Consider the following 12,608-nt stretch of genomic DNA (forward strand, 5'->3'; position numbering starts at 1 on the left):
GATAAACACATTGAATGGTGTAAGGAGTGAACGTGTTGGAACCTATCAAATATGAAGAAGTGATGAAATTACTCACCTCTTATGAAAATAAACCCGTTTACCTACATGTTGAGACGACAAATGGTGCATATGCTAACCATTTTGATGAACGTGTATTTAATGCAGGTACTTTTTTAAGAAATATACAAGTGACTTATGAACACGCACAACTAAAAGGCGGAGATAAAGATCCATACCGTATCGGTTTAAAACTTCGCGATGGCGGTTGGGTTTATGTTCAGGGACTAACACATTACGAAGTCAACCAAGATAACGAATGTCTCATAGCAGGATTTAATTATGAAGGGCAATTGGCTGCTACATTAGAAATTAGCGAAAAGCCATTTACTATATAGAGGAGGTCAAAATCATGACTGATGAAAGACATGTACTCGTGATATTCCCTCATCCAGATGATGAAACCTTCTCATCTGCGGGAACCATTGCAAGCTATATTGAAGCAGGCATTCCTGTAACCTATGCTTGTTTAACACTCGGTCAAATGGGCAGAAATTTAGGTAACCCCCCATTTGCCACAAGAGAATCATTACCGGATTATCGTGAAAAAGAATTAGAAGAGGCTGCTAAAGCGATTGGTATTACAGATTTACGCAAAATGGGATTACGAGATAAAACAGTAGAATTTGAACCCCATGATCAAATGGATGACATGATTAAAAAATTAATTGATGAAACGAATCCTTCATTAATTATTTCATTCTATCCTAAATTCGCTGTTCACCCTGATCACGAAGCAACTGGCGAAGCTGTAGTAAGAACTGTTGGACGCATGCCTAAAAATGAGCGTCCAAGGTTGACTTTAGTTGCATTCAGTAATGATGCGCCAGATATTTTAGGCGAGCCAGACATCCAAAACGATATTTCTAAATATAAAGACATTAAAATCAAAGCTTTTGAAGCACATGCATCACAAACTGGCCCTTTCTTAAAAGAATTAGCAAGTCCACAAGTAGATGGACAAGTTCATAGCTTTTTAGAAATCGAACCATTTTGGACATATCATTTCGAATCTTAATGGAGGTTAACAATGACAGAATTTGATTTATCTACACGAGAAGGCCGATGGAAACATTTTGGTTCTGTTGACCCTATCGAAGGTACGAAACCAACTACCAAAAATGAAATGACTGATCTACAAAGCACACACAAAAACTTCTTATTTGAAATAGAAGAAGTAGGTATTAAAAATTTAACCTATCCTGTATTGATTGATCAATTTCAAACAGCAGGTACATTTAGCTTTTCAACAAGTTTAAATAAAGATGAAAAAGGTATTAATATGAGCCGTATCTTAGAAAGTGTTGAAAAGCATTATAATAATGGTATTGAATTAGAATTTAATACGCTCTATCAAGTATTAAGAACATTACAAGAAAAGATGAACCAAAACGCAGCAGGTGTGGATGTTAGTGGCAAATGGTTCTTTGACCGCTTTAGTCCGGTAACCCAAATTAAAGCCATTGGAAATGCTGATGTCACTTATGGTTTAGCAATTGAAGGTACAAAAGTAACGCGCAAAGAATTAACGATTCAAGCCGCCGTTACGACATTATGTCCATGTTCAAAAGAAATTAGTGAATACTCAGCACATAATCAACGTGGTATCGTTACAGTGAAAACGTATTTAAATAAAGATGACATTGTCATTGATGATTATAAAGATAAAATTTTAGATGCAATGGAAGCAAATGCAAGCTCCGTACTTTATCCAATTTTAAAACGACCTGACGAAAAACGTGTCACGGAACGTGCTTATGAAAATCCACGTTTTGTTGAAGACTTAATCCGATTGATAGCAGCTGATTTAGTTGAATTTGATTGGATAGAAGGCTTTGATATTGAATGTCGTAACGAAGAATCCATACATCAACATGATGCTTTTGCACGTTTAAAATATAGAAAATAATAAAAGAAATGCAGTACTTCCAAATATATCAATTTTGGAAGTACTGCATTTTTTATTTTGTCATATGCATTTTCTTTTCACCTGGTCTAACAAAGCACATTGCAATGATACTAATTAATGATGCAACCACTGCAGATACAAACATTGAGGAGTAGCCATAAGATGCTACTAAATAGCCTGTTAATGTTGGCGCAATGACTGTTGCAGTATTAACAAAGAAATGTGTAATACCACCGTATGTGCCTGTATTGTTAGGAGTTGTATCAATGATTACAGCCCAATATACGGCATTAGGTAAGAAAATGAATGCGTTTCCAATCATCATTAAAATCATGACCGCTACGATACTATGTGTAAACGGAATAATCAAAAAGCATGTAGCAGCGCAAATCATACCTGCTATTGAAAGTCCAGATCTCGCAATTCGTAGACTTCCTGTCTTTTTTCTAAGCCAATCTGATAATTGACCACCGAAGTATGCTGTAAAGACTGCCCCAATCCATGGGATCATACCTAAATACCATAATGAATGGATTTCAAAATGATATTCATCCTGTAAATATTTAGGCGTCCAAGTTAAAATTAAAAAATTTACATATTGGAAACCAAAATAACCTAACATGTTACAAATTAACGTAGTACTTGTAAAAAAATGATACCATTTTTCTTTAGATTGTTCTGTATCAACTGTCTTTTCGACATTTAAACTATCCTCAGTAGATCGAATAGATTGTAATTCTTCTTCAGAAATTCTTTTATTATCTTCAGGGTAATCTGTAAATACCATAGACCAAACAACTACCCAAATCAGGCCTAATATCCCTAGCAAGATAAATAGTAAACGCCAATTAGAAATTGTTAAAAAACCTGAAACAATGGGTGCTGTAATGAGTGCACCTAATGGTACACCGATTAATCCTAATGCAGATAATAAACCTCTTTCTTTAGGCGCAGCCCAATTGGCATTGGTTTTACTAATTGTAGAAAAAATAGGCCCTTCAGCCACACCAAACATGACACGCAACATGCCGAATCCTGCTAAAGCAGAACCTCCAAATACTGCAATACCTAATTCACCAGCAAATGCCATAGCAATTTCTACTAATGACCAAGCAGTTCCTGCTACAATCCATACAAATTTCGGTCCTTTTTTATCCGCTGTAATACCCCCTAACAGCGAACCAAACATATAACCATAACCAAAATAACCTAGAATAGAGCCCCAAGCAATCGTATCAAAACCAAATTCTTTGATAATATCCTCTTGAGCGTATGAAATAGCACCCCTATCAATATAATTAATCATTGTCATAATGACAATCATCGTAATAATAAAATAGCGATAACGCTTCATTATTTCCCACCCCTTCATGAACTTTTAAACTCGTTAGTAGTGTAGCACAGTTACATTTGGAAGCGCTACCATAAATAGTTAGAATTTTAAAATAATTAGAAAAAAAGCGAAATGTTGTATGCATTAATATATTTAGATGTAATAAACATGTTATAATTAATGAAAAATATACTAAATATGAGGTATTTATATGAATTATTTTGTAGGTTTTAATTTAGGAAGTACATTGACAGGTATTGAAAAAGCCATGATAAATCGTACTAATCTTTTTAAAAAAGCAGGATTGCCAGCTAAATGTGTTTTTATTAAATGGAATCGATTTTTATATAATTATTATAATAAATTTATAAATAAAGACGATATTATCAACATGTATGACTTTTTTCAAGAAGTAGAGAATTTAAATGAAACTTATCAATTTGATTGGATTAGTTATTGGGAAGATCAATGTAATTATGATATAGAATATGTTCCAAATACGAACGATGTAAGGGTCTATAATAATGGTATTTTTATTATATATGCTCATTTTTTCAATTCTAGTCATAAAAACATTGATTACATTAACTATTTTGATAAAAATAGAAGAAAAGTTAAAAGAGAATTATTTGATGTTAGAGGCTTTTTAAGTTGTACTAAGTTATTGACTGGAAACCAAAATACGGTATATGAATCATATCATAACGCAAATGGTGAAATTGTAATTGAAAAATATTATCATGCTCAATCAGACAAAGATACGTTAGATTTGATTGTATTGAATTTTGATAATAAAAATCATTATTTTTATCAAGAAGAAGAGTTAGTAGCTTATTTTATCGAAACTTTATTCCAAGAAAATGATTTATTCTTTAGTGATAAAAACCTATACACTGCACCTGCCTTTAATTTAACTTCAACAAATATTCCGGTAGTTGCTGTTTTACACAGTACACACGTAAAAGATTCAAATAATGTTTCTACATCTAATTACAAAAATGTATATAAAGAAATTTTTAACAATTTATCTAGATACCAAGCTATAATTGCATCGACAAATGAACAAAAGTTAGATGTATCTCATCGTGTTAATTCAGAAATCCCTGTTCACAATATACCTGTTGGTTTTACAAATCCTATTAAATTAGCAAATAATAATATCAATCATAACAAATTAATTTCTGTAGCTAGATATTCACCAGAAAAACAACTTGATCACCAACTCAGATTAATTAAAAAATTAAAAAATAGTTTTCCAAATATAGAATTACATATGTATGGTTCAGGAATGGAAAAAGTTAAATTACAAAATCTTATAAAAGAGCAAGATTTAGAGAATCATGTATTTTTACGTGGTTTTTTACCAGATTTAGAAAACGAATTTAATGATGCCTATCTGTCAATTATAACAAGTAATATGGAGGGCTTTTCTTTAGCACTGCTTGAATCATTAGCACACGGAGTTCCAACTATAAGTTACAATATTAAATATGGTCCTAAAGAAATGATTAATAATGGCGAAAATGGCTATTTAATTGAAAAAAATGATGAAGATGCATTATACGAAAAAGTAAAATATCTATTAGATAATCCTGAACTACAACACGAATTTTCACTAAATAGCATACAAGTTGCCAATCAATTTTCTGAAGATCATTTAATTAAACAATGGCATTCCTTCCTTAAAACGTTATAATTTCTAATAATCATAAAAATTCCCAAGATACATTTTGTACCTTGGGAATTTTATTACCCTTTAATCCTTAAATGCTTTTTGGTATTGTACATACCCTGAAAGGAAGTGCTCAATATCATCTATTCTGACTCTATATCCTTGGTCTTTAACAAAAAATGATCCCAAGATTCTTTGAGGATTTTTAAAGTACATTGCTACTTCAGGGTAAAAATAGCCAATCCTCTGATAGTCTGCTCTCAAATGAATAGTGTCTATAAATTTGTCTTCATCAATATTCTCATTAATTAAATTTTGTTTACCAATAGATTTTGCTTTTTGAATCAAACGATAAGTAGCCATCAGTAATTCTAAAAATGTAGCAAAAGCTAATTTATTTCTTCTTATAAAAGCAAGATTTTCATTGACATTTTTAATACCGAAAATAATATATTTATCCTCTGGTTTTATTTGTACTAACTCATTTGTACAATATCCTAACCAATGATCGTGATATTGCCAATACTCGTTTTTAATGAAGAATTCAAATAAATTTTCAACTGTTTCTAACCATAAATTATTTTTATCATGTTGATATAATCTTAATAATGCTAACGCTGCCTCACCATCATAATAAACAATTCTAAACTTCTCTTTAACAGATAAATCAGGATAGTTTAATACATGAGTAGTTTCAAAGGTATCTTTATTAATCATTGTTAATATACCATTAGCTACTTTTTGGGCCACTTTTAGATAGCGCTCATTATTTTTCACCTTAAGATATTCACAAATGGCAAAAATAAATGAAGCATTTTGGCCTAATTTTATCTCATTACTATTTTCTGTATCATCAAAAACGTAACAATTACCATCTTTTTCTAAAATATAGTTTTCAATAATGAAATCAATTGCCTTTTCTACTGGTTCGACTGATTGATCTATATAAGTTAATCCTTCTATTAAAGCATAGGTAGATGAAGAATGTCGTAAAATATTATAAAAATTAATTTTTTTATCAAAGTGTGGGAAATAACCATAATTATACTTACCGTTTTCCCCTAGCATATTTAATAAATAAGGCACACTGCTGTTGATTAGTTTATCTATTTCATCTGATAAGTTATCAACTTTACGTAATCCTTTTCTGTTACCTTCAGGCCATAATTCAAAAACTTCCTCTTCATCTAATATAAAACTTTGAGTGAAAAATTTAATGACATTTTTATCGTTATAAAATTCATGGGTAAAACCTTTTTTATGGTTGGTATACTTTCTTAAATAATTATTAATATTATCTTCTGATAACTCTATATTTCCTGTTTCTTTATTTGGTTTTACAAAAGCATTAATATTAATTTCTTCAGGTAAAAATGCTAAGTTCCAGTATTGGTCAAAAGCAATACCAAATTGTACATAATTACGACGCGTTTCTTCCAATTCTTCTTTAATTTGTTTAAATGATATATTTTCTTCACCAGTAACAAAATCAAGTTTTATCCATTGAGGATACTCACCAGATTGTTTTTTAAACTTTAAGCATAGCTTATTAATATCTCTCTATCTATATAGTTAGTCTTTTTTAATAATTTAATAGTCGCTTTAACATTTGCTTTTCCTAAACTTACAAATACGTAGGCGTCTTTATAATCCTCTGTTTTTATGAAACTTAATAATTTGTTTATTTTTTCTTCAATTCTCATGATTACCTCCATTTACATAACATATATTAATTATAACATTTTCCTCAATTATGTAACTTATAAAAACAATAAAAACCAGGTTTTTTAAACCTGGCTTTTACCATTAATAAATATTGTATTTTTATTTGATATTATTTGTTATCTGCATCTTTTTTACGGCGTCTACCGAATAAGAATAAAGATCCTAAGCCAGCAAATAATGATCCGAATAATGTCGCATTATTTGAATTTGATTGTTCACCAGTTTCTGGTAATGCTTCTCTGTCGGAATGATCTTTATCAGCATCTTTGTCTGAGTCGCTATCTGAGTCTGAGTCGCTGTCTGAATCTGAGTCGCTGTCTGAGTCTGAATCGCTGTCTGAATCTGAGTCGCTGTCTGAATCTGAGTCGCTGTCTGAATCAGAATCGCTATCTGAGTCTGAATCGCTGTCTGAATCAGAATCGCTGTCTGAGTCGGAATCGCTATCTGAGTCGCTGTCTGAATCTGAGTCGCTGTCTGAATCAGAATCGCTATCTGAGTCTGAATCGCTGTCTGAATCAGAATCGCTATCTGAGTCTGAATCGCTGTCTGAATCAGAATCGCTATCTGAGTCTGAATCGCTGTCTGAATCAGAATCGCTATCTGAGTCAGAATCGCTGTCTGAGTCGGAGTCGCTGTCTGAATCTGAATCACTGTCTGAGTCTGAGTCACTGTCTGAATCGGAATCGCTATCTGAGTCGGAGTCGCTGTCTGAATCTGAGTCGCTATCCGAGTCGGAATCGCTATCTGAGTCGGAGTCGCTGTCTGAATCGGAATCACTGTCTGAGTCTGAGTCACTGTCTGAATCGGAATCGCTATCTGAGTCAGAATCGCTGTCTGAGTCGGAGTCGCTGTCTGAATCTGAGTCGCTGTCTGAGTCTGAGTCGCTATCTGAATCGGAATCACTGTCTGAGTCGGAATCGCTGTCTGAATCTGAGTCGCTGTCTGAATCAGAATCGCTGTCTGAGTCTGAATCGCTGTCTGAATCTGAGTCGCTGTCTGAATCAGAATCGCTGTCTGAATCTGAGTCGCTGTCTGAATCAGAATCGCTATCTGAGTCTGAATCGCTGTCTGAATCAGAATCGCTATCTGAGTCGGAGTCGCTGTCTGAGTCAGAATCACTATCTGAGTCGGAGTCGCTATCTGAGTCTGAGTCGCTGTCGGAATCTGAATCACTGTCTGAGTCTGAGTCACTGTCTGAATCGGAATCGCTATCTGAATCTGAGTCGCTATCTGAATCGGAATCACTGTCGGAATCTGAGTCACTATCTGAGTCGGAATCGCTATCTGAATCTGAGTCGGAGTCACTATCTGAGTCTGAATCACTATCTGAATCTTCTTCGAAGTAACCATTGTCTATTGTGAAATCATCATGATCTTTGATAGTTACATGTACATCTTCCCCATCAGCATCTTTATCATCATCACTAGAATCTACTTTAGTTTGTGTTAAGTTTGCTGGTTTATCAAAATGAACAACGTAATCACCATTATCTAAATTATCAAAACGATATTTACCATTTTCATCTGTTGTTGTTGTTTGAAGCACGTTACCATCTTTGTCTTTTAATGTAACAGTTACACCAGGAATCCCTTTTTCAGTATCATCTTGTTTACCGTCTTTGTTTGTATCTAACCAAACATAATCACCTAAACTATATTTTGGTGTTTTATAGAAACCACTATCTAATGTCCAGTTATCTGCATCTTTAATCACACCAGTAGTAGTTAAGCCATCTGAATCGACACTATCATCTGTACCAGCATTTGCTGTTGTTGGTGTATAACCTTCTGGAGTTGAGAATTCAACTGTGTACGTTCCATTTGTTAAGTCATTAAATTGATATTTACCAGTGAAATCTGTAGTAGTACGATCTAATTCTTTTCCATTAGCATCTTTAAGGATGACGTATACACCTTGAATACCTTTTTCATCAGCATCTTGTTTACCGTCTTTATTCGTATCTTCCCATACGTAATCACCTAATGAATATTTTTTTAAATCTCCATTAGCAGTGGAAGATCCTGCAGCAGTTGAATAAGAGTTAGACCAAGTATAAATTTTTTCATTAGTATCTAAACGGTAATCAATTTTACCATTCGTATCATTTGCTGTATCTAGAGGATAGGCAACTTGTTCAATAATATATTGCTTATTACTACTTCTTGCTCCGTTTAATAAATCAACAGTTGCAGTTTGATTGTTATTACTGTAATTAATTTTAAAATTACTAGTTACGTCCTTAAGATTAGATGTATCTGGTGTAAAACTATCTACAAATTGGTTTTGATCTGTTACTTCATAGATTTTGAAGTTATTTTTAGTTGGATCGAATTTAAATCCCGTTAGGTTTGTAGTAAATATTTCTTTCGTAAATGTTGATTTAGGTTGGTTAATGTAAGCTGTCATATGACGTGCTAATGTACCATTTTCAATATAATTTGTACTTGTAATGATAGGTGCATTCTCTTTATTACCATAATCCACAATAACATCTTTAGAATATGATTGATTACCTAAAGTGACTTGCATTGGATAAGCCGTTTTATCAGTTGTTGCATTTTCACGTTTAGCAAACGTAATCTGTTCAAAACTACCTTTAATATTATTATATTGATCAACGTAGTTAGTAAATGTATAAGTAGTTGAATTAGTATTACTATCGTAAATACCTTTAGCAACTAATCCACCATTTGCATCATATAAATTCTGTTGAGTAGAAGGTAAACTTACTGAACCAGGACGGAAGTAGTCACCGTATTGGAAAGTCATTTGATCGCCTTCATGTACATCATCATCGATTGTATAATCTGCTTTTAATTTTAAAACATCACTTGATGTAGCCCAGAATTCTTTTTGTCCTGTTTGAGGATTTGTATGTCCTTTATCAATAGCTATATCGATATTAGAAAAATGAACTTTATCATTTACATTTGTACCTTGTCTTACTGCTGCTAATTTTTTAATACCTAAACGATTAACAGGTTTTGGTGTTGATGTAGTTGAACGTGGTGTAGCATACGTTGTTGTTGAATCTTTTTTATTTGAATAATCTTGAGCTAGTACACTTAATAATGTTGTTTCATCAAGATTCTTATAATCTAAATCTAAGTTTTCAACTTGTGCTTTTGCATCTTCTTTGCTTGTATTGTTTGTATCAGCAATATAATTCGTTAAAGCTTCTTGTTTATCTTCAGTTGTTGATGCATTTTGAACATCATTTATTACTGTATCAAATTTCTGTGTTGTTTTTGCTTCTGGTGAATTTTGAGTTTGAGTTGTTGGTTGAGTTGATTGTTCTGTAGTTGTTTCTTGAGAATCAGTTTGGTTTGATTCTGGAGTTTGATCTGTAGTTGTTGGAGTTTCTTTTGTTGTGTCAGCTTTTGGTGTTTCTGTTGTTGCTGGCTCTTCTTTTGTTGTGTCAGCTTTTGGTGCTTCTTCCGTTGTTGCTGGCTCTTCTTTTGTTGTGTCAGCTTTTGGTGCTTCTTCTGTTGTTGCTGGCTCTTCTTTTGTTGTGTCAGCTTTTGGTGTTTCTGTTGTTGCTGGCTCTTCTTTTGTTGTGTCAGCTTTTGGTGCTTCTTCCGTTGTTGCTGGCTTTTCTTTTGTTGTGTCAGCTTTTGGTGCTTCTTCTGTTGTTGCTGGCTCTTCTTTTGTTATGTCAGCTTTTGGTGCTTCTGTTGTTGCTTCTTCTGAAGTGCTAGCTTCATTTGTTACATCAACTTGTTCAGGAATGTCATTATTGTTAGTTGCTTGTTCACTAGTTTGAACATCACCTTTTTGTTTAACACTGTCTTGTGATGATGTATCTTCGTTAGATTGTGTAGATTCTTCAGTACTTGTTTTCTCAGCAGCTTGCGCTTCGTTATTACTAATACCGAATACTAATGTAGCTCCGACTAAAATTGACGCCGTCCCTACTGTAAATCGTCTGATTGAGTACTTGTTCATTTTGTTTGGTAAAAAATCCATTCTTTTCTTCATATATTTCCTCCTAGAGAAATTTTTCATAATTATATGTAACAACCATATATATTATATATTCTTTTGATTGCTAACACAAATATAATACAAGCAATATTATTTTACAACACATAATATTTTAATAATAAAGTTCATACACTTAGTATTCTAAATATAATAAAACAAATAATGAATTAAAAATAGAAATTACATTTGTTAAAACATTCAGTTTGAAAATTTTTCAAATAAATAATCCTTTTGAAAGCTATATGTCATATAGTTACGCTATAAAATAATGATTAATCGATTCGCACTATATTTTTAATGACAAATATAACAATCAAAAGGATTATTGTTTTATATAATGTAGATATTTAGAAATTAGTATATTTTCTAACTACTCTTTAATATCTATTCAATACTTGTTTGAGTTGATTTTAATCATTTTCTATTTTAGTTGTGCTTTTATTTTAAATGGTCATATGGACTATTATTTACGAAAGATACAATTTGATCTACAAATAATCTAGCACGTAACTGGAATTCATCATCTTCTAAATATAATGTGCCATCATCTAATTTAGCGTAATCACTATCATGCGTAGCAATTTGCGTAGGTACAGCAATGCCTAATAAACTTCTCACGATAATTCTTAAATGTGATAGTGGTTCAGAACTTACAATACCACCACTATTTCCAATCAATCCAACAGGTTTCATTTTAAAGTAATCCATATTCAAGTGGTCTAATGCGTTTTTTAAAATACCTGAAAATGAACCGTGGTAATTAGGTGTCCCTAATATGAAGAAATCCGCTTCCATAGCCTTACTTTGTAATAAATCAACATTATTTTTAATCTCTTCAGTCGCTTGTGTTGTCCCTGCAAAATCAAGTTGATGTATAGGATTTTTCGCTAATTCAAAAATTTCCAACTCTACACCATGTTCTTCGAATTGACCTTGTAAATATTGGGACAATGCGTGTGTATGAGATCCTAATTGTGCACTACCGATAATTGCTAGTCCTTTCATTATCTATATCTCCTTTGTCGATTGTATTATTTTTTCTGATCAATCAATTTCATTATAGCTTTACCAACACCACTATTTTCATTAGTGTCAGTAGTGTATGTTGCAATTGCCTTCACTTCCGATGCGGCATTTTCCATTGCAACAGGATAGCCAACACGTTCTAACATAGACATATCATTCAAGTTGTCACCAAGCGCCATTACATTTTCCATTTTCACACCTAAACGTTCTGCGATTGTTTCCAACGCAATACCTTTTTGGGCATCTGAATGTGTAATTTCTAAATTTCCTCTTGAAGAAGAAGATATAGCTAGGTTAGGTGACGTTGCAAGTTCTTGTCCAACACGATCCATTTTTCCTAAATCAGGATTGAAGGCTAACACTTTCATTATTAATTCACCAGGGATGTCCTCTATCGCATCGTAGCTATCAACAACTTTTAAAGTTCCATTCTTAATACGTTTTTGAATACCATTTTTAATTTTTTCGACATCTGCTTTTTGACCTGCTCTCTCAGCGATATCAATATAAATATCCAAATCACGTTGTGGATCTTCAGTATAAATACCTCTATTGGTATAGATTTGGTAATAAATACCTTCCTCTTTTAATTTTGAAGTAACTTTATGCACTAATTCATGATTCAAATGAGAGGTACTCATTATATTGAATGTTTCATCTCGAACCTCTGCCCCATTCAAGCAAATATAAGGTACTTTCAAATCTGTCTCAGCAACTGGCGTGTTAGCTTCATAAAATGCTCTACCTGTCGCTATGACTACAGTAATACCTTGTTCTTGGGCATATCGAATTGCTTGCTGATTTTCTTCTGAAATTTCGTGTGCTGCGTTTAATAACGTACCATCCATGTCTGTTGCTATTAACTTAATCATTCGTTAACCTCGTTTCATACTATATAGTA

8 protein-coding genes and 1 pseudogene are annotated in these 12,608 nt (G+C 32.8%); 4 read left to right on the forward strand and 5 right to left on the reverse strand.

What is annotated here, in order from left to right; translation table 11 throughout:
* Positions 1-32: 32 nt before the first annotated feature.
* Genes AC2D8K_RS08840 through folE2 form a run of 3 tightly spaced genes read left to right on the forward strand, consistent with a single transcriptional unit; the run spans position 33 to position 1,966 of the window.
* The gene (locus AC2D8K_RS08840; protein WP_172852425.1) at positions 33-395 is read left to right on the forward strand and encodes a YojF family protein; all 363 of its coding nucleotides are present in this window, start codon (positions 33-35) and stop codon (positions 393-395) included.
* A 14-nt stretch (positions 396-409) separates the two neighbouring features.
* Positions 410-1,075, forward strand: coding sequence for a bacillithiol biosynthesis deacetylase BshB2 (gene bshB2, locus AC2D8K_RS08845; protein WP_002451098.1), 666 nt, complete (start codon positions 410-412; stop codon positions 1,073-1,075).
* 12 nt (positions 1,076-1,087) lie between these two features.
* Complete coding sequence (gene folE2 / locus AC2D8K_RS08850) at positions 1,088-1,966, forward strand: GTP cyclohydrolase FolE2 (RefSeq protein ID WP_002451099.1); 879 nt, start codon at positions 1,088-1,090, stop codon at positions 1,964-1,966.
* A 52-nt stretch (positions 1,967-2,018) separates the two neighbouring features.
* On the opposite strand, the gene AC2D8K_RS08855 is transcribed toward folE2, so the two are convergent.
* The gene (locus AC2D8K_RS08855) at positions 2,019-3,320 is read right to left on the reverse strand and encodes an MFS transporter (RefSeq protein WP_107536230.1); all 1,302 of its coding nucleotides are present in this window, start codon (positions 3,318-3,320) and stop codon (positions 2,019-2,021) included.
* Positions 3,321-3,510: 190 nt separating this feature from the next.
* On the opposite strand from AC2D8K_RS08855, the gene AC2D8K_RS08860 reads away from it, so the two are divergent.
* On the forward strand, positions 3,511-4,995 hold the full coding sequence (locus AC2D8K_RS08860) for a glycosyltransferase family 4 protein (RefSeq protein ID WP_484698509.1): 1,485 nt from the start codon (positions 3,511-3,513) through the stop codon (positions 4,993-4,995).
* A gap of 60 nt (positions 4,996-5,055) precedes the next feature.
* Here AC2D8K_RS08860 and AC2D8K_RS08865 read toward each other — a convergent pair.
* The 4 genes and pseudogenes from AC2D8K_RS08865 to AC2D8K_RS08880 all read right to left on the reverse strand — a co-directional run bounded on the left by AC2D8K_RS08865 (position 5,056) and on the right by AC2D8K_RS08880 (position 12,579).
* A pseudogene (locus tag AC2D8K_RS08865) lies at positions 5,056-6,674 on the reverse strand (poly(glycerol-phosphate) alpha-glucosyltransferase).
* Between the two features lie 131 nt (positions 6,675-6,805).
* On the reverse strand, positions 6,806-10,675 hold the full coding sequence (locus AC2D8K_RS08870) for an SdrD B-like domain-containing protein (protein ID WP_484698510.1): 3,870 nt from the start codon (positions 10,673-10,675) through the stop codon (positions 6,806-6,808).
* 444 nt (positions 10,676-11,119) lie between these two features.
* Positions 11,120-11,686, reverse strand: coding sequence for an NADPH-dependent FMN reductase (locus AC2D8K_RS08875; RefSeq protein WP_049414917.1), 567 nt, complete (start codon positions 11,684-11,686; stop codon positions 11,120-11,122).
* A gap of 26 nt (positions 11,687-11,712) precedes the next feature.
* Positions 11,713-12,579, reverse strand: a complete 867-nt coding sequence (locus tag AC2D8K_RS08880) for a Cof-type HAD-IIB family hydrolase (protein ID WP_484698512.1) — start codon at positions 12,577-12,579, stop codon at positions 11,713-11,715.
* Between the last annotated feature and the right edge of the window lie 29 nt (positions 12,580-12,608).

It is taken from the genome of Staphylococcus sp. 510 (assembly GCF_057219715.1).